Raw genomic sequence first — 18,862 nt, forward strand, 5'->3', positions numbered from 1 at the left:
GGGCGAGGGTCGCAAGGGCCACCGGACGCGGGCGCCGGTCACCGGATCGGGCGGCGCCCGCGGGGGTGGCGGTGGGGGTGCGGAGCGGCGTGCCGCCGGCCGGGCGCGGCGCGTCCGGCACCCTCGCCGTGCCGCCCCAGGGCGCCCGCGGACCCCGCCCCGGGGCCGGGAAGGGCAGGAATATCCCCGCGTCCCGGGGCAAAGATCCTCCTAAGATCCTGCCTGAGTACTAGGGTGCTTCCTTTGCTTACCCATTACTCTTGAGTCAAGGTCGCGCAGGGCGGCCATGGAGGAGTGAGATGAGGAGCAGCAACCCGGTCTTCTCGCGCCGTGGGTACGGTCGCGAAGGGGGCAATGCGGGCTTCGGCGCTGCGCCGCAGGCCGGGGGCCCCGCCGCGGTCCAGGGCAACCCCTACGCGCAGCCGCAGGCGGGCAATCCGTACGCCCAGCCGCAGACGCCCACCAACCCGTACGCGCTCGGTGACCAGCACAACCTGAGCCCCGACCAGCTGCAGCAGATGTACGGCGCACCGCCGGCCGGTCCGCTGCAGACCGGTCGCATGACGATGGACGACGTCGTCATGCGCACCGGGATGACGCTCGGCACGGTGATCGTCGCCGCCGCGGTCGCGTGGGCGGCCCAGCTGCCGATCGGCGTGGGCATCGGCGCCGCGCTGGTGGCGATGGTGCTCGGCCTGGTCCAGTCGTTCAAGAGCAAGGCCGTCCCGGCGCTCATCATCGGGTACGCCGCGTTCGAGGGCCTCTTCCTCGGCGTCATCAGCCAGTACTTCAACGAGCGCTGGTCGGGCATCCCGATGCAGGCCGTGCTGGGCACCATGGCGGTCTTCGTCGGTGTGCTGGTGGCGTACAAGACCCGGCTGGTCCGGGTGGACGCCCGCTTCATGCGCTTTGTGCTCGCCGCCTCCATCGGCTTCGTGCTGCTGATGGCGGTGAACCTGCTGTTCGCGGCCATCGGCGGCGGTGACGGCCTCGGCTTCCGCAGCGGCGGCCTGGGCGTGGTCTTCGGCATCATCGGTGTCCTGCTCGGTGCGGCCTTCCTCGCCATGGACTTCAAGCAGGTCGAGGACGGCATCCGGTACGGCGCCCCGCGCGAGGAGTCGTGGATGGCCGCCTTCGGCCTCACGCTCTCGCTGGTGTGGATCTACCTGGAGCTGCTGCGACTGATCGCGATCCTCAGGGAGCTGTGACCGGTCCGGCGTGAGCCGGCGAAACACACATGAGGGCCCGCGGCGGACACGCCGCGGGCCCTCTCGTCGTACGGTCCCCCGGCCGCCGCCCCCCGCCTGCTGTCGGCCACGTGCCCGGCGGGGGGCCGGCGGCCCGAGGACACCGCTTAGGCTCCTCCCGTGACCGATGTGACCCCGTTGCTGACCGCCGTGGACCGCTTCGCCGACCGGTTGCGCGCCCTGCCCCAGTCCACGCTGACCCGTGGCGCGGCGGCGGAAGGGCTCGCGCTCGCCCGCGAGTTGGCCCGCCGCGCCCAGCACATCGAGGAACCCGGCGGTGAACCCCGCACCATGCCCGACATCGGTGTGTTCGGGGTCGGCGATCAGGTGGCCGTGGCCGGGCACGACCTGGCCGAGGCCCTGCGGCGCGTGCCGGGGGCCGAGGCGGAGGTGGCGGACGCGGTCGCCCTGGTGTCGGCGGCGGCCCGGAGTGCCGAACCGCCCCTCCGCTGAGACGTCGCGGCCGGGCGGCCCATGACCCCGGGGCGGCCGCCGGTGACGCCGGGCCGGGGCACCTTCGCGGGGGCGGTGCCCGTCGCGCCGGGGCGGTCCGTGTCGCCGGGGCGCCGCCGGCCGCGGACTACAGCGAGGCGATGACCCGGTCGGCCAGCACGTAGACGCTCTCCTCGCCACAGCCGAAGGTCAGCGCGTAGGCACCGGAGACACCGGAACTGCCCAGCAGGACGGGCGCCCGGCCCTCGTGCAGGGCGGCGGCGAGCCGGTCCGCGGTCTCCGGGTGGCCGGGCGTCATGCAGATCGTGGTGCCGTCGGCGAAGACGTACACGTCGAGGGTGCCGAGCGGGCCGGGCCGGACATCGGCCAGCGGCACCCCGGCCTCGGACAGTTCGGCGAGCCGGCGGGTGGTCCGCTCGTGATCGCTGACCACGGGCGACGGGGAGAAGTCGGGGTGCGAGGGGTGGCGCCGCCGGGCCGCGGCCAGCTCCGGGGACTCGGCCGGTTCGCCGGACTCCGCCTCGTGGCCGCCCGGCGTCTCACCGGTGACACCGCCGAACCGTGCGGCGCCGGGCGCCTCGGCGGCAGGGTCGTGCAACTCCGCTCCGGGGTCCGGGGCGAACGGGTCCCGGCCGGCCGCGTCGGGACCGGACAACGGCCCCTCGGCGTCGAACAGGGACGGCTCCAGACCGGCGAAGTCGGCCTGCCGGGGCACGTAGAGCTGGAAGTCGGCACGGTCGTCCAGCAGGGCGTCGAGCGGGTTCTCGCCCAGACCGGAGAGACCGCCGAGCAGCGAGTGGGCGTCCCCGCCCGCGGTGGCGCCGGTCACGTCGCGCGTCTCCTGCGCGGCCCAGAACGCGCGGGCCTCGGCCAGCTCCCGCTCCCGCTCTTCGGCGAGCGCGTCGGCCACCGCCGCCCGTATCTCGGCGGCGGGGGTGGTGCGCGCGGCCGGTACCGCCGCCTGCTCCTGCCGCAGGTCGGCGATGGCGGCCAGCTCGGTACGGAGGCCGGAGATCTGCCGGCGGAGGCCGCGAGCGGTGTGCAGGGCGGCGACGCCCATGGCCGTGGCGGTAGCCGCGGCCAGCAGGAGGGCAAGGGTCATGACGCTCACTGACGTACTCCCGGTTGCGGTTGATCCCCCGAATTCCTACCCCAGCTTGACCTGACCCGCAGAGTCTTGTCAGTGCATAACGTCACCAAAGGGGCGGGCATTTCGTCCCTGAGCGCCTGGGACGCCCCCGCTGACCTGCACAGACACCGAACCCCCAGGACGTAGGTCACATCCTGGGGGAGATTCGGTCACAACTGGGTGCTTTGCCGGAACCGGCGGCCCAGCGGCCCGGCGGCCCGGCCTCGGCCACCGGCCCACCGGGAGGCCCGCCCACCCGCCGGGCCCCACCCTCCACTTCGGCTCAGCTCAGCCGCGCGTGTTGATCGGTCGCGGTGAGTTTCGCTTCCGTTGCGGGCGGGTGCGGCCGGGCGCGGTGGGGTGTGGGCGGTGCTGTGGGCCGCCCCCACCCTCCACTTCGGCTCAGCTCAGCCGCTCGATGACCATCGCCATGCCCTGGCCGCCGCCCACGCACATCGTCTCCAGGCCGAACTGCTTGTCGTGGAACTGGAGCGAGTTGATCAGGGTGCCGGTGATCCGGGCGCCGGTCATGCCGAACGGGTGGCCCACCGCGATCGCGCCGCCGTTGACGTTGAGCTTGTCGAGGTCCACGCCCAGGTCCCGGTACGAGGGGATGACCTGCGCGGCGAACGCCTCGTTGATCTCGACCAGGTCGATGTCGTCGATGGTCAGCCCGGCCCGCGCCAGCGCCTGCCGGGACGCCTCGACCGGCCCGTAGCCCATGATCTCGGGGGAGAGGGCGGAGACGCCGGTGGAGACGATCCGGGCCAGCGGCGTCACCCCGAGCTCGCGCGCCTTGGTGTCGGACATGATCACCAGGGCGGCGGCACCGTCGTTGAGCGGGCAGCAGTTGCCGGCCGTCACCAGCCCGTCCGGGCGGAAGGCGGGCTTCAGGCCCTGGACGCCCTCCAGCGTGGTGCCGGCGCGCGGACCGTCGTCCTTGCTGACCACCGTGCCGTCCGGCGTGGTGACCGGGGTGATCTCGCGCTCCCAGAAGCCCTTCTTGATGGCCTCCTCGGCGAGGTTCTGGGACCGCACGCCGAACTCGTCCATCTCCCGGCGGGTGATGCCCTTGAGCCGGGCCAGGTTCTCTGCGGTCTGGCCCATCGCGATGTACGCGTCCGGGATCAGGCCGTCCTCGCGCGGGTCGTGCCAGTCCGTGCCCTCCTGCCCGGCCCGCTCGGCGGTGCGCGCCTCGGCCTCGGCGAACAGCGGGTTGTGGGTGTCCGGCAGCCCGTCCGAGGTGCCCTTCACCCCGCGCGAGACCATCTCCACGCCGGCCGAGATGAAGACGTCGCCCTCACCGGCCTTGATGGCGTGCATCGCCATCCGGGAGGTCTGCAGCGAGGAGGAGCAGTAGCGGGTGATGGTGCAGCCCGGCAGGTGGTCCATGCCCATCTGCACGGCGACGATCCGGCCCAGGTTGTGGCCCTGCTCGCCACCGGGCAGGCCGCAGCCCAGCATCAGGTCGTCGATCTCGCGCGGGTCCAGCTCGGGCACCTTGGCCAGGGCCGCCTGGATGATCTCCGCGGTCAGGTCGTCCGGCCGCAGGTCCTTGAGCGAGCCCTTGAAGGCGCGACCGATGGGGGAGCGGGCGGCAGAGACGATCACGGCTTCGGGCATCACGGCTCCATACGGGAAGAAGGCTGGACTGAAGGGGAAGTTACCCGGACGTATCCCGGCGGTCACGGTCTACCGGCTGTGATGCGGGCCTCTTTTCTAAGCGAGCGCTCAGGGGTGGTGGCGTGGGGACGGCGCCGGGCCGCGGCGCGGTACCGGTGACGCCGGTGCCGCCCCGCCCTCCCGGTGGGGGCCTGGCCTCCGGCGGTCCGCCGTGGACCGGGCCCGTGTGACGGGGGTGCGGCGGGCCGGGTACCCACGGCCGGCCCCGTCAACCGCCCCGGCCCGGGACCGTTCAACCACCCCGGCCCGGGGTTCCTCAACCGCCGCGGTCCGGGTCTCCGCAACCCTCCTGGGCCCGGGTCTTCGGCCCGTACGCCACGGGCCGGGGTCACCGGGGCGACGACTCGGACGAGGAAGCGCCGGGCGGGCCCCCAGAGCCATCCGTCCTCCCTGGCCCACCCGGGCCCTCCGACCCACCCGGGGGCCCGGAGCCGTCCGGGCCTCCGGAGCCGTCCGGCCGCCGCCCGGTGCCGGACGGGGCCCCGGAGCCCGGTGCACCCCAGGCACCGCCCGGTACCCCGGCGCGGTCCCGGTCCCGGGTGCCGGGCGGGGGCGTCGCGCCGGCCGCCTCGGCGACCACCTCCGCGGCCGCGGGCAGCCGCCGGCGCCGCCGGCGCAGCAGCAGCGCCCAGGGGCCGCGGGCCGCCCGGACCTCCGTACCGGCCTCGGCCGCCGCCTCCGCCGCGGCGCGCGCCACCGGCAGGTAGCCCTCCCGCCGGGCGGGCTCCGGGGTCTCGTCCTGCGGCCAGAGCCCGAGCGAGGCGCAGAGCGTCGGCAGCACCGCCATCGCCGCGGTCGCGTACCCCTCCGCCGACGGGTGGTAGGAGTCCGGCCCGAACAGCTCCCGGGGACGGGCCGCGAACTCCGGGCCGAGGAGGTCGCCCAGCGACACCGTCCGCCCGCCCTCCTCGACCACCGCGATGGTCTGGGCGGCGGCGAGCTGCCGGCTCAGCCGGCGGGCGACCCAGCGCAACGGCTGGTAGACCGGTTCGATGGTGCCCAGGTCCGGGCAGGTGCCGACCACCACCCGGCAGCCGGCCGCGCGCAGCCGGCGCACCGCCGCGGCGAGCAGCCGGACCGACTGCGCCGGGGGCACCCGGTGGGTCACGTCGTTGGCGCCGATCATGATCACGCAGACGTCGGGCGCCGCGTCCGGGTCCGCCAGCAGCAGTCCCACCTGCCGTTCCAGGTCCTCGGAGCGGGCGCCCGTGCGGGCCACGTTCCGCAGGTCCACCGGACGCTCGGCGACCGCCGCCAGCCCGGAGGCGAGCAGCGCGCCCGGCGTCTGGCTGGGCCGGTGCACGCCCTGCCCGGCGGCCGTGGAGTCGCCGAGGAAGGCCAGGCGCAGCGGGGTGCGGCCGTCGCGCCGTGCGAAGGCGAAGCCGTATCGGCCGTCGGCGGACGGCGGCGCGTCCTCGGTACCGCCGATCACCCGCCTGGCCACCGACACCTCGGTCAGCAGCAGCCCGACGGCCATCCCGCCGAGCAGCCCGATCCCGCCGCCGCCGTAGGCCGCGGCGGTGGCGATCCGCCGGGCCACTCTCGCCCTGGACATCGACATGGCCGCACCACCCCGGCTCGCACACCCCGTCACTGTCTTGTTGCCCCGTGTGGCAGTCCTCGCAACGCGCCAGGTGGGGGGCGGGCGCGGATTAGGCTGGCAGTACGGGCCGCCACGGCCCGCCCCTTGAACGCGGAGGGCCGCCCGTACCCGGGCAGGCGCCCCGCACAACCTGGAGTAGGGCGTGCACTACTACGAATCGATGATCGAGCTGGTCGGCAACACCCCGCTGGTGAAGCTCAACAACGTCACCGAGGGAATCCGGGCGACGGTGCTCGCCAAGGTCGAGTACTTCAACCCCGGCGGCTCGGTGAAGGACCGCATCGCCGTGCGGATGATCGAGGCGGCCGAGCGCTCCGGCGAACTGAAGCCGGGCGGCACCATCGTCGAGCCGACCTCCGGCAACACCGGCGTGGGGCTGGCCATCGTCGCCCAGCGCAAGGGCTACAAGTGCATCTTCGTCTGCCCGGACAAGGTGTCCACGGACAAGATCAACGTGCTGCGCGCCTACGGTGCCGAGGTCGTGGTCTGCCCGACCGCGGTCGACCCCGAGCACCCCGACTCGTACTACAACGTCTCCGACCGCCTGGTGCGGGAGACCCCCGGGGCCTGGAAGCCGGACCAGTACAGCAACCCGAACAACCCGCGCTCGCACTACGAGACCACCGGCCCGGAGCTGTGGGAGCAGACCGAGGGGAAGATCACCCACTTCGTCGCGGGGGTGGGCACCGGCGGCACCATCAGCGGCACCGGCCGTTACCTGAAGGACGTCAGCGACGGCAAGGTGAAGGTCATCGGCGCCGACCCGGAGGGCTCGGTGTACTCCGGCGGCTCCGGCCGCCCGTACCTGATCGAGGGCGTCGGCGAGGACTTCTGGCCCACCGCCTACGACCAGACGGTGGCCGACGAGATCGTCGCGGTCTCCGACAAGGACGCCTTCCAGATGACCCGGCGGCTGGCCAAGGAGGAGGGCCTGCTGGTGGGCGGCTCCTGCGGCATGGCCGTGGTCGCCGCGCTCCGGGTCGCCGAGGGCCTCGGCCCGGACGACACCGTGGTGGTGCTGCTGCCGGACAGCGGCCGCGGCTACCTGTCGAAGATCTTCAACGACGACTGGATGGCCGACTACGGCTTCCTCGACGAGGCGGGCCCGTCGGTCCGCGTCGGTGACGTGCTCCAGGGCAAGGAGGGCGGCCTGCCCTCGCTGGTCCACATGCACCCCGACGAGACCGTCGGCCAGGCGATCGAGGTGCTCCGCGAGTACGGCGTGTCCCAGATGCCGATCGTCAAGCCGGGCGCCGGACACCCGGACGTGATGGCCGCCGAGGTCGTCGGCTCGGTCGTGGAGCGGGAGCTGCTGGACGCGCTGTTCACCCAGCGCGCCTCGCTCACCGACCCGCTGGAGAAGCACATGAGCCCGCCGCTGCCGCAGGTCGGCTCGGGCGAGCCGGTCGAGGACCTGATGGCGGCGCTCGGCGACGCCGACGCCGCGATCGTGCTGGTGGAGGGGAAGCCGCAGGGCGTGGTGAGCCGTCAGGACCTCCTCGCCTACCTGGCGAAGGCCCCGCGGTGACCCGCCGCTGAGCCGCCCGGCCCCGGGACCGCCGGCCCGGACTCCGCCGGCTCCGGGTGCCGTCGGCCTGTCGGCTCTCGGGTGCTGTCGGCCCGGGGTTCCGCCGGTTCCGGGTGCTGCCGGGCCGAAGGCCCGTCGGCCCGGCGGGTACGGCGTCCCGCGGGCAACGGGCCGCGCCCGGCCCTCCGCAACGGCACGCACCCGGTCCCGGCACCCCGGTCCGCACGGCCGGACGGGCCCGGTGTCAGGCCGTGCGGACCGGGCCCGGCGTCAGGTGACCGTCAGGAAAAGGGGCGTCTGCGGGGACCGGCGTCAACGGTACGTAGGCGTCACGCGCTCGCAGCACGCGGTTAACACGGATGCGGCACATTGGAGGGCGTCGGCAGGACGACACCGACACCCAGATGCGGCGACACGGACCTCCGGAGCGGCTCCCGGACCTCCTTGGTCGCCCGAGACGCGGCAGACCGGCCCTGACCCGGCCCGCGTCCCGCGCGGGGACCGCCGTCGTCCCGCCCTCGGTGCTCACACCGGGGTGCGGCGGTCCCCGCGCCCTCTCTCCTCTGTGCTGCCCCTCGCCCGGTCCGGCGAGGTGTGTGCGACTGACGTGCCGTCACGAGATGCTCGGCCGACGATGGTTGCCGACCGGGGCCCCGGTCCGGCCCCGGGTGTCTCACGCTGCGGACACCGGGTACACCGGATGCACATGACGCCGAACACGCCGGCACACCGGCCGCGGGACTCCGCGGCGGGGCACGTGCGACGGGTCGTCATCCGGCGGCCGGCGGGCCCACGACCGCGGACCCCGGCCGGCGGGATCCGGACCATGGCGGACCCCGGCCGGCGGGCCGTCAGCCATCGGCGGCCGGCCCGGGGCGGACGCGGCGAAACGGCCGTCCGCTCGGGGCCGGCCGGGCGGTCAGTCCTCGGACCGGCGACCGGGTTCACCGTCCTGCCGCCTGCCGCGGCGCAGCCAGGAGGCGCCGGTCAGCGCGTGCACCGCGTTGACCCCGAAGATGCCTCCCCAGGCGATCAACAGCCCCGGCAGGCCCTCGTTGACCACGGCGATCGCCGACAGCGGGATGGCCAGCACCAGCGAGACCGCCACGAAACCGAACCGCTCGCCCACCCCGAAACCCTCGCTCGCCGCGGACTGCGGGCCGCCCAGGGGGGACGGGCGGGCGCCGCCGCGGGCCGCGGCCATCTGCTGTTCGGCCAGGTGCCGGCGCACCTGCCGGTCGGCGGTGTCGTTGAAGCGCTGCTCGACCTTCTCCAGGAAGGAATCGACCAGTTCGTCCTCGTACGCCTCGCCCAGCTCCTTGCGGGTCTGGAGGGTCACGTCGAGGTCTCGTCTCAGTTCGGGGTCACGGGCGTCCATACGATCGACGGTACGGTCACGGAGTGCGGTTGTAAGTAGGGCTAGCCCCCCGAAGTGCGGCGGGGCCACCCCGAGTGACCGCCGGGTGTCCCGTACCGCCCGCCGGCGTCCCCGGCGCCCGACGGCGGCCGTACCGCCGCCGGACGGGTGCCGCGGGGCCGCCGGGACCGGACGCGGGCCGCCGAAGGTCCGCCGTAGGTTCGCAGAGTCCGCAGAGTTGCCGAGTACGCCGAGTTCGCCGAAGGAGCTGTCCATGGCCGCACCCCTGCTGTCCTCGCTCACCGAGCCGGGCGGTGACCGACCCGACGCGCTGACCGTGGCCGGCCGCGCCTGTTCCCGGGAGGACCTGCTCGGTGCCGCCGGCGCGGTGGCCGCCCGGATCGCGGGCGCGCCGGTGGCGGCGGTGCGGGCCACCCCCACCCTGGAGACGGTCGCCGCGGTGGTCGGCGGACTGCTGGCCGGAGTGCCGGTGGTGCCGCTGCCTCCGGACTCCGGACCGGCCGAACGCGACCACATCCTGCGGGACTCGGGCGCCGCGCTGCTCCTGGGCGGCGAGGACGGGGACGGAGGGCAGGCCGAGCCGGTGCCGGTGGACCTCACGGAACGGGCCGCCTGGTCGGAGCCCGAGCCGGAGCCGGACGCGACGGCGTTCATCCTGTACACCTCCGGCACCACCGGGGCCCCCAAGGGCGCGCTGATCTCCCGCCGGGCGGTCGCCGCCGACCTCGACGGGCTGGCCGACGCCTGGGCCTGGACGGCCGAGGACACCCTGGTGCACGGCCTGCCGCTGTTCCACGTGCACGGTCTGGTGCTCGGCGTCCTCGGCGCGCTGCGCACCGGCAGCCGGCTGGTGCACACCGGGCGCCCCACCCCGGAGGCATACGCGGCGGCCGGCGGCAGCCTCTACTTCGGGGTGCCGACCGTGTGGGGCCGGGTGGTACGGGACGAGAGCGCGGCCCGCGCGCTGAGCGGTGCCCGGCTGCTGGTGTCCGGCAGCGCGCCGCTGCCCGCGCCCGTCTTCCGCGGGCTGGAACGGCTCACCGGCCGCCGCCCGGTGGAGCGGTACGGCATGACGGAGACCCTGATCACCGTCGCCGCGCGGGCCGACGGCGACCGGCGCCCGGGATACGTGGGCACTCCGCTGCCCGGGATCAGGACGCGGGTGGTGGCCGAGGACGGTGCCGACATCGGGGAGCTGGAGGTGTCCGGCCCGACCCTCTTCGACGGCTACCTCAACCGCCCGGACGCCACCGCCGCCTCGTACGCCGCCGACGGCTGGTTCCGCACCGGCGACATCGCGGCCATCGAGCCGGACGGCAGCCACCGGATCGTCGGCCGGGCCTCCACCGACATGATCAAGTCGGGCGGCTACCGGATCGGTGCCGGGGAGGTGGAGAACGCGCTGCTGGACCACCCGGCGGTGCGCGAGGCCGCGGTCGTCGGGGCGCCGCACGAGGACCTGGGCCAGGAGATCGTCGCCTATGTGGTGGCCGACGGGGTCGGGGAACAGGACCTGATCGACTTCGTGGCCGGGCAGCTGTCGGTGCACAAGCGCCCGCGGAAGGTGCGGTTCCTGGAGGCGCTGCCGCGCAACGCGATGGGCAAGCCGCAGAAGAAGCTGCTGCCGCCGGCCTGAGCGCGCGGCCCGGGGCCGGGAGCCCGGGCCGTCCGCCGTCCCGGGGCCGGCCCGGGCTCCCGGGGGCCTGGGCATGGGAGCCGGGCTCGGTGGCCGGTTCCGGGATTCGGGGGTTGGGCTCGGTGGCCGGTTCCGGGAGTCGCGCCGGGGCCGGAGCCAGGACCAGGGCCGGGGCCGGGGCCCGAGGTTCGGGACCGCCTCGGCCCCCCGTGCGCCCGGGTCGGCTCGTCCGGCTCGTCCGGGCCCTGGCTCGTCGGGGTGTGGGGTGCGTCCGCCCGCGTCCGGTCCGTGTAGGGCGGGAGGTGCGCCCGCGCGGCCCGCGCCGGTGCCGTTCTGCCGGACCACCGGCGGACGACGACCGGCGGATGACAACCGACGGTCCACGGGCGACGGGCGGCGGTCCGGCACCGTACCTGCGGGCGCCGCCCGCAGCACCGTCGGGGCGCCGGCCCGCCGGGGCGGGTGACGTTCCGGGCGGGCCGCCACCCGGCCCGGCACGGTCACCCGGTCCGTACGCGGGCCGGCCACCGGGTCCGGCCCGTGCGTGACAACGGCACGCCCGCCCAGGCCACCCGATCGCCCGGACCACCCGACCGGGCCACCCGATCGCCCGGGCCGCCCCGGCCCCGGTCGCCCGGGCCGCGCGGGGGCCGGTGGGGCTCGCATATGGTTATGCAGTCCCTGGGTGTGTGAATCGGGCGGAGGGCGTACGCCATGGGTGCGGGTACCGCAGGAGGCCACGGCGACCGGAACGGCACCGCCCGGCGCGCCGCGCGGAGCGGCGGTCCGGGCGCGCGGGCCACCGGCACGCCCGCCCCCCGGCGCACCGGGATCGCCGGCCCCCGCCGGGCCGGCCGCGGATCCGCCGGCATCCCCCGACGGGTCAACCCCTGTCCCCCTGGCGCCCGCCGGACCGGCCCACGGACCCACCGCCCCCGCCGGGCCGCCCGCCGGATCGCCCGCCCCTCGCGGCCACCGCCGGGGCGATCGGCCACGCGGTTCCCGCCGGGTCTGGGCCCGACGCCGGGCCGGCCCGGCTGCTGCGACTGTTCGAGGGGCACCGGCTCACCCCGACCCAGCGGCGCATCGCGCACTGCATGGTCCGCCGGGCCGCGGACGCCCCGTTCCTGTCCAGCGTCGAACTCGCCGAGCTGGCCGGGGTCAGCCAGCCGTCGGTCACCCGGTTCGCGGTGGCCCTCGGCTTCGACGGATACCCGGCGCTCCGCAAGCACCTGCGGGACCTCACCCCCGCCCCGGCCCCGTCGGGCGGCGCGCACAACGAGTACCAGCAGGCGGTGCAGGAGGAGATCGAGAACCTGCGTCAGCTCGCCGCGCAGCTCGCCGACACCGGGCCGGTGATCCGCGCCGGCGGGCTGCTCGCCGGCTCCCGGCCGCTGCCCGTGCTCGGGCTGCGCGCCGCCTCCGCCCAGGCCCGCGGCTTCGCCTACTTCGCGCGCAAGGTCCACCCCGACGTCCGGCTGCTCGACGAGGGCGGCACCATGCTCGCCGACCGGATCGACGCGGCCGTCCGGGCCGGGGCCACCGCGCTGCTCTGTTTCGCGCTGCCCCGCCACCCGCGCGAGGTGGCCGAGGCGCTGGAGTACGCCCGGGGCGCGGGGCTGACCGTGGTCACCGTGGCGGACAGCGCGTTCGCGCCGGTCGCCCGCCACAGCGACCTGCTGCTGCCCGCCGCGGTCGGCACCGGTCTGGCCTTCGACACCGCCTGCGCCCCGATGCTGCTGGGCCGGGTGCTGCTGGAGGCGATGTGTGACGCGCTGCCGGACGCCCAGGCGCGGCTGGAGGAGTTCGACACCCGGGCCGCAGCCCGGGGGCTGTTCCTGGACTGACGCCCCGGCCCGGCCCGAACGGTGGGTCCCGCGCCGGCTTCCCGGCCCGGCCTGTGGGGCCCCGCGCCGGCCCCGGCAGCGCCTCCACCGCGCCGGCCGGACGCGCGGCCGGGCCCGGCCGCCCGCCTCACCCTGGGTCCGCTCCGCCTCACCCGGGTCGGCCGGCGCCCCCGCGCCACGCCCGGAGCGCCCCTCACCCGAGCCCGGACAGCGCGTCCGGGTGGGCGCCGCCGCTCTCCGCGACGATCTCCGCCACGGTCTGCGGGCTGCGAACCGTCGCGAACCGGACCCCACCGTCCCCGCCAGCCCCACCGCCCCCGCCGCTCTGGGTCCCGTTCCCGCCGTCCCCGCCGGCGCCACCGGTCACGAACCCGTACACCCCCGGCCGGGGCAGGCTGTTGTACGCGAAGTGGTGCGAGAAGTAGTACGCGCCGGTGTCCAGCAGCGCGGTCAGGTCGCCGGGCGCCAGCGGCGGCAGCGGCCGGGCCACCGCGAGCAGGTCGCCCGCGAAGCAGCACGGTCCGGCCACGTCCTGCTCGACCAGCGGGGACTCCGGCTTGGGGCGCCCGTCCGGTCCGTAGGCGGCGACCCGCAGCGGCCAGGAGCCGGGCGCGTAGACGGTACGGACCGCCAGTTGCGCCCCGGCGTGGGTGACCGCGATGGGCCGCCCGCCGGCCTCCTTGGCGTACTCCACCCGGGCGAGCACGGTGCCGTACTTGGCGATCAGTGACCGTCCGAACTCGGTGACCAGGCCGTACCGCCCGTCGAAGAGGCCGGGCACCGCCGACCGCAGCGCGTCCGCGTAGTCGGCGAAGGTCGGGCCGGTCGCGTCGGAGGCGAAGTTGACGGGGAGTCCGCCACCGATGTCCAGGGTGTCCACCTGGCGCCGGCCGGCCGCCCGGTTGATCTCCTCGGCCAGCTCGTAGGCCGCCCGTACGCCCTGGACCATCAGCTCCAGCGGCACACCCTGCGAGCCGGTGTGGGTGTGCAGCCGGGTCAGCCACGGCCGGTCGAGGAAGGCGCGCACCACCCGGTCGCGGGCCCCCGCGTCCCGCAGCGCCACCCCGAACTTCGAGGTCGCGGTGGCGGTGCTGAGCGCCTCGATGGTGCCGCCGCCGACCTGCGGGTTGACCCGCAGCCCCAGCGGGGACGCGGTGCCGCCGGCGGCCACCAGCGCGTCCAGCCGGGCCAGCTCGCCGAGGTTGTCGGCGTTCACCGCGATCCCCAGGGCGAGCGCCTCCCGCAGTTCGGCGGGCGTCTTGGCCGGCGAGTCCAGCACCGTGTGCTCCGGGCCCACCCCGGCCGCCCGGGCCACGGCCAGCTCTCCGGGGCTGGCCACCTCGCAGCCCAGCGCCTCCTCGGCGAACAGCCGCACCACCGGCACCAGTGCCGCGGCCTTCACCGCGAAGGTGTGCAGCACCGGGGTGCCCGGCGCGGTGACCCGATCGAAGGCGGCGTGCAGCGCCCGGGCGGCGGCCCGGATGCCGGCCACGTCCAGCAGCCCGATGACCGGCCGGTCCGGGCCGATCAGCCCCTGGGCCACGGCGGCGCGTACCGCGAGGTCCCGGCGCGCGACGAGCCCGGCGGCGCCGCCCGGCCCCTCCCCGGCGCCGGGCACCGAGCCGTCCCCGGAGCCCGGTACGGACCCGCCGGCCACGGACCCGCCGGGCACGGACCCGGCCGGCGGCCCGTCCCCGGAACCGGGCACGGATCCGCCGGGGCGGCGGCGGAGGGGGTGCGGGGGTGCCGGCGCGGATCGGTGGTCATGGCACCAGCGAACCACCGGGTGGCTCCCCGGCGCGTCCCCCGCGACGCTGTTGACTAGAGGTATTCACTGCGGACAAGATGTGAATATCTTGATCCAGGTGCGCCGGCCGCCGGTGTGCCGCTCGACGCGCCGGGGCGACACGCCAGGCCGAGGAGAGGGAGGCACGTCCCATGTCAGGACCGCGACCCGTGCGGGCCCCGCGAGGTACCGAACTCAGTGCCCGGGGCTGGCAGCAGGAAGCCGCGCTGCGGATGCTCCAGAACAACCTCGACCCCGAGGTCGCCGAACACCCCGACCAGCTCGTCGTCTACGGCGGCACCGGCAAGGCGGCCCGCGACTGGCGCTCCTTCGACGCCATGGTCCGCACCCTGCGCACGCTGAAGCAGGACGAGACGATGCTGGTCCAGTCCGGCCGCCCGGTCGGCGTGATGCAGACCCATGAGTGGGCGCCGCGGGTGCTGATCGCCAACTCCAACCTGGTGGGCGACTGGGCCACCTGGGAGGAGTTCCGCCGCCTGGAGCAGCTCGGCCTGACCATGTACGGGCAGATGACCGCCGGCTCGTGGATCTACATCGGCACCCAGGGCATCCTCCAGGGCACCTACGAGACCTTCGCCGCCGTAGCGGCGAAACGGTTCGGCGGCACCCTCGCCGGGACCATCACCCTCACCGCCGGACTCGGCGGCATGGGCGGTGCCCAGCCGCTCGCGGTCACCATGAACGGCGGCGTCGCGATCTGCGTCGACTGCGACCCGCGCGCCATCGAGCGCCGGATCGAGCACCGCTACCTCGACGTGCGCGCCGACAGCCTGCAGCACGCCCTCCAGCTGGCCACCGACGCCCGCGACCGGCGCGCCCCGCTCTCCATCGGCGTGCTCGGCAACGCCGCCGAGCTGGTCCCGCAGCTGCTGGAGGCCGGCGCGCCGATCGACATCGTCACCGACCAGACCTCCGCCCACGACCCGCTGAGCTACCTGCCGGTGGGCATCCCGTTCGAGGAGATGGCCGGGTACGCCGCGGAGAAGCCGGCCGACTTCACCCGGCGCGCCCGCGAGTCCATGGCCCGTCACGTGGAGGCGATGGTCGGCTTCCAGGACGCCGGCGCCGAGGTCTTCGACTACGGCAACTCCATCCGCGGCGAGGCGAAGCTCGCCGGCTACGAGCGGGCCTTCGACTTCCCCGGCTTCGTGCCCGCCTACATCCGCCCGCTGTTCTGCGAGGGCAAGGGCCCGTTCCGCTGGGCCGCGCTCTCCGGCGACCCCAAGGACATCGCCGCCACCGACAAGGCCATCCTCGACCTGTTCCCGGAGAACGAGTCGCTGGCCCGGTGGATCAAGCTGGCCGGCGAGCGGGTCCACTTCCAGGGCCTGCCCGCCCGGATCTGCTGGCTCGGCTACGGCGAGCGGGAGAAGGCCGGCGAGCGCTTCAACGACATGGTCGCCGACGGCACCCTCCAGGCCCCGCTGGCCATCGGCCGCGACCACCTGGACTGCGGCTCGGTCGCCTCGCCGTACCGGGAGACCGAGGCGATGCTCGACGGCTCCGACGCCATCGCCGACTGGCCGCTGCTGAACGCCATGGTCAACGTCGCCTCCGGGGCCTCCTGGGTCTCCCTCCACCACGGCGGCGGCGTCGGCATGGGCCGGTCCATCCACGCCGGTCAGGTCTCCGTCGCCGACGGCACCCCGCTGGCCGGCGAGAAGATCCGCCGGGTGCTCACCAACGACCCCGGCATGGGCGTCATCCGGCACGTGGACGCCGGGTACGAGCGGGCCGAGGAGGTCGCCGCCGAACGCGGCGTGCGCGTCCCCATGCGGGAGGACGACCGGGGCCGGGACGACCGGCAGGACGACCGGCGGGAGGGCGGCAGCCGGTGAGCAGCGACCAGCCGGCCGGGCCCGCCGCCCCGTCCATGGACGCCGCCTCGTACAGCTCCTTGGGAATGGTGGTGGTGGCCGTCCCGCCCGGAGCGCCCGGCACGGCCGGTTCCGCCGGGGCCTCCTTCCACGCGATGTGGCGGGAGCTGCTGCCGGTCGGCCGGCACGCCGGCACCGGCGGCTACCGCCGCTACGCCTGGACCGCCGCCGACGCCGAGTGCCGGGACTGGTTCCGCGACCAGGCGCGCGCCCGCGGCCTCGGCTACGAGGTGGACCGCAACGGCAACCAGTGGGCCTGGCTGGGCGACCCGGCCGCCGGGGACGCGGTGGTCACCGGCTCCCACCTGGACTCGGTGCCGGACGGCGGCGCGTTCGACGGGCCGCTGGGCGTGGTGTCCTCCTTCGCCGCCCTGGACGAGCTGCGGGCCCGCGGCGCCCGGCCCGCCCGCCCGCTCGCCGTGGTCAACTTCGGCGACGAGGAGGGCGCCCGCTTCGGCCTCGCCTGCGTCGGCTCCCGGCTGGCCGCCGGACAACTGACCCCCGAGGCCGCCCACCGGCTGAAGGACGCCGACGGGGTGACGCTGCCGCAGGCCATGGAGCGCGCCGGGTACGACCCCGGCGCGATCGGCCCGGACCCCGAACGGCTCGCCCGGATCGGCGCGTTCGTCGAGCTGCACGTGGAACAGGGCCGCGCCCTGGACCTGTCCGGCCACCGGGTCGGCATCGCCTCCGCCATCTGGCCGCACGGCCGCTGGCGCTTCGACTTCCGCGGCGAGGCCAACCACGCCGGCACCACCCGGCTGGAGGACCGGCGCGACCCGATGCTCACCTACGCCGAGACCGTGCTCGCCGCCCGGAAGAAGGCCCGGCTGGCCGGCGCGCTCGCCACCTTCGGCAAGGTCGCGGTCGAGCCCAACGGCGTCAACGCCATCCCCTCCCTGGTCCGCGGCTGGCTGGACTCCCGCGCCGCCGACCAGGAGACCCTGGACGCGGTGGTCGCGGAGATCGAACGGTCGGCGCGGCGCCGCGGCGAGCGCGACGGGGTCGCGGTGGACGTGGTCCGCGAGTCCTTCACCCCGGTGGTGGAGTTCGGGCACGCGCTGCGCGACCGGCTCGCCGCGCTGCTCGGCGACGCGCCCGTGCTGCCCACCGGCGCCGGGCACGACGCCGGTATCCTCTCCGGGTCCGTGCCCACCGCGATGCTCTTCGTACGGAACCCCACCGGCGTCTCGCACTCGCCCGCCGAGACGGCGGCCGAGGACGACTGCCTCGCCGGGGTGACCGCGCTCGCCGACGTACTGGAGGGCCTGGCGTGCAGCTGACCGCGCAGACCTACTGGGCCGAACACGCCTGGCTGCCCGCCGGCCCGGCCGACGGGGAGCCGGCCGGCCGGGTCGAGTCCGGCGTGCTGGTGGAGACCGGCGCGGACGGCCGGATCGCCGCCGTGACCGGCGGGGTGGCCACCCCGCCGCCCGGCGCCGTCCCGCTGCGCGGCCTGACCGTCCCGGGCCTGGCCAACGCCCACTCGCACGCCTTCCACCGCGCGCTGCGCGGCACCGTGCAGGCCGGCTCCGGCACCTTCTGGACCTGGCGCGACGTGATGTACCAGGTGGCGTCCCGGCTCACGCCGGACAGCTACTTCACCCTCGCCCGCGCCGTCTACGCGGAGATGGCACTGGCCGGCATCACCTGCGTCGGCGAGTTCCACTACGTCCACCACGCGCCCGGCGGCACCCGCTACGCCGACCCCAACGCCATGGGGGAGGCGCTGATCGAGGCCGCCGCCGAGGCCGGCATCCGGATCACCCTGCTGGACACCGCCTACCTCTCCGCCGGGTTCGGCGAGCCGCCCACCCGGCCGCAGCTGCGCTTCAGCGACGGCACCGCCGACGCCTGGGCGGAACGGGCCGCCGCGCTCACCGGCCGCCCGCACGCCCGGATCGGCGCCGCCGTCCACTCGGTGCGCGCCGTCCCCGCCCCCCAGCTCGCCACCGTGGCCCGCTGGGCGGCCGACCGCGCCGCGCCGCTCCACGTCCACCTGTCCGAGCAGACCGCCGAGAACGACGCCTGCCGCGCGGCGCACGGCCGCACCCCCACCCGGCTCCTCGCCGACCACGGCGTGCTCGGCCCCCGGACCACCGCCGTGCACGCCACCCACCTCACCGACGAGGACATCGCGCTGCTCGGCGGCAGCGGCACCGGGGTGTGCATGTGCCCCACCACCGAACGCGACCTGGCCGACGGCATCGGACCGGCCCCCCGGGTGGCGGCCGCCGGCAGCCCGCTGAGCCTGGGCAGCGACAGCCACGCCGTGATCGACCTCCTCGAAGAGGCCCGCGCCATGGAGCTGAACGAGCGGCTGAACGCCCGTACCCGCGGCCACTGGACGGCGGCCCGGCTGCTGACCGCCGCCACCGCCGGCGGACACGCGGCACTCGGCTGGGACGGCGCCGGACGGATAGCCGCCGGCGCGCCCGCCGACCTGACCACCGTCGCGCTGGACTCGGTGCGCACCGCGGGCCCGCCGCCCCGGCTGGCGGTGGAGACCGCGGTGTTCGCGGCGACCGCCGCGGACGTCCGGCACACCGTGGTCGCCGGCCGCCAGGTGGTGCGCGACGGGCACCACCTGCTGGTGCTTGACGTGGCGCGGGAGCTGTCCGCGTCCATCGCGGCGCTGCACGACTGAGCCGGGTGGGTACGGCCGTGCCCTCCC

Annotated in this window: 12 protein-coding genes and 1 pseudogene; 8 read left to right on the top strand and 5 right to left on the bottom strand. The window is 75.8% G+C overall.

Annotation, left to right across the window (positions count from 1 at the left end):
- Nucleotides 1-299 precede the first annotated feature (299 nt).
- Both IHE55_RS18300 and IHE55_RS18305 read left to right on the top strand, forming a co-directional pair.
- Entirely contained in the window at nt 300-1,208 is a 909-nt protein-coding gene (locus tag IHE55_RS18300) for a Bax inhibitor-1/YccA family protein (RefSeq protein WP_197990001.1), read from the top strand.
- A gap of 159 nt (nt 1,209-1,367) precedes the next feature.
- Entirely contained in the window at nt 1,368-1,700 is a 333-nt protein-coding gene (locus tag IHE55_RS18305) for a hypothetical protein (RefSeq protein WP_197990002.1), read from the top strand.
- A gap of 127 nt (nt 1,701-1,827) precedes the next feature.
- Here the strand turns inward: IHE55_RS18305 and IHE55_RS18310 are convergent, their stop codons facing one another.
- The 3 genes and pseudogenes from IHE55_RS18310 to IHE55_RS18320 form a co-directional block, all read right to left on the bottom strand.
- Nucleotides 1,828-2,802 carry a hypothetical protein gene (locus tag IHE55_RS18310; RefSeq protein ID WP_232265617.1) on the bottom strand — a complete coding sequence of 325 codons (975 nt, stop codon included), beginning with the start codon at nt 2,800-2,802 and terminating at the stop codon, nt 1,828-1,830.
- 429 nt (nt 2,803-3,231) lie between these two features.
- Nucleotides 3,232-4,452, bottom strand: coding sequence for an acetyl-CoA C-acetyltransferase (locus tag IHE55_RS18315; RefSeq protein ID WP_197990004.1), 1,221 nt, complete (start codon nt 4,450-4,452; stop codon nt 3,232-3,234).
- Between the two features lie 645 nt (nt 4,453-5,097).
- Nucleotides 5,098-6,067 (bottom strand): annotated as a pseudogene (locus IHE55_RS18320) (SGNH/GDSL hydrolase family protein); the annotation flags it as partial.
- A 190-nt stretch (nt 6,068-6,257) separates the two neighbouring features.
- Here IHE55_RS18320 and IHE55_RS18325 point away from each other — a divergent pair.
- Nucleotides 6,258-7,643, top strand: coding sequence for a cystathionine beta-synthase (locus IHE55_RS18325; RefSeq protein WP_197990006.1), 1,386 nt, complete (start codon nt 6,258-6,260; stop codon nt 7,641-7,643).
- A 919-nt stretch (nt 7,644-8,562) separates the two neighbouring features.
- Here the strand turns inward: IHE55_RS18325 and IHE55_RS18330 are convergent.
- Nucleotides 8,563-9,021, bottom strand: a complete 459-nt coding sequence (locus IHE55_RS18330) for a hypothetical protein (protein ID WP_197990007.1) — start codon at nt 9,019-9,021, stop codon at nt 8,563-8,565.
- A 253-nt stretch (nt 9,022-9,274) separates the two neighbouring features.
- Between IHE55_RS18330 and IHE55_RS18335 the strand changes: the two genes are divergently transcribed.
- Both IHE55_RS18335 and IHE55_RS18340 read left to right on the top strand, forming a co-directional pair.
- The gene (locus IHE55_RS18335) at nt 9,275-10,657 is read left to right on the top strand and encodes an acyl-CoA synthetase (RefSeq protein WP_197990008.1); all 1,383 of its coding nucleotides are present in this window, start codon (nt 9,275-9,277) and stop codon (nt 10,655-10,657) included.
- Nucleotides 10,658-11,643: 986 nt separating this feature from the next.
- Nucleotides 11,644-12,504, top strand: a complete 861-nt coding sequence (locus tag IHE55_RS18340) for a MurR/RpiR family transcriptional regulator (protein WP_197992096.1) — start codon at nt 11,644-11,646, stop codon at nt 12,502-12,504.
- 193 nt (nt 12,505-12,697) lie between these two features.
- Here the strand turns inward: IHE55_RS18340 and IHE55_RS18345 are convergent, their stop codons facing one another.
- Nucleotides 12,698-14,122, bottom strand: a complete 1,425-nt coding sequence (locus IHE55_RS18345; RefSeq protein WP_197990009.1) for a type III PLP-dependent enzyme domain-containing protein — start codon at nt 14,120-14,122, stop codon at nt 12,698-12,700.
- 320 nt (nt 14,123-14,442) lie between these two features.
- On the opposite strand from IHE55_RS18345, the gene hutU reads away from it, so the two are divergent.
- The 3 genes from hutU (at nt 14,443) to IHE55_RS18360 (ending at nt 18,835) form a co-directional block, all read left to right on the top strand.
- Nucleotides 14,443-16,149, top strand: a complete 1,707-nt coding sequence (hutU, locus tag IHE55_RS18350) for a urocanate hydratase (RefSeq protein ID WP_197990010.1) — start codon at nt 14,443-14,445, stop codon at nt 16,147-16,149.
- A gap of 65 nt (nt 16,150-16,214) precedes the next feature.
- Nucleotides 16,215-17,471 carry an allantoate amidohydrolase gene (locus tag IHE55_RS18355; RefSeq protein ID WP_232266517.1) on the top strand — a complete coding sequence of 419 codons (1,257 nt, stop codon included), beginning with the start codon at nt 16,215-16,217 and terminating at the stop codon, nt 17,469-17,471.
- Nucleotides 17,468-18,835 carry a formimidoylglutamate deiminase gene (locus IHE55_RS18360; protein WP_269671586.1) on the top strand — a complete coding sequence of 456 codons (1,368 nt, stop codon included), beginning with the start codon at nt 17,468-17,470 and terminating at the stop codon, nt 18,833-18,835. Before IHE55_RS18355 ends, IHE55_RS18360 begins: the two co-directional genes overlap by 4 nt.
- Nucleotides 18,836-18,862 lie beyond the last annotated feature (27 nt).

The organism is Streptomyces pactum, assembly GCF_016031615.1.
GTDB classification, from domain to species: Bacteria; Actinomycetota; Actinomycetes; order Streptomycetales; family Streptomycetaceae; genus Streptomyces; species Streptomyces pactus.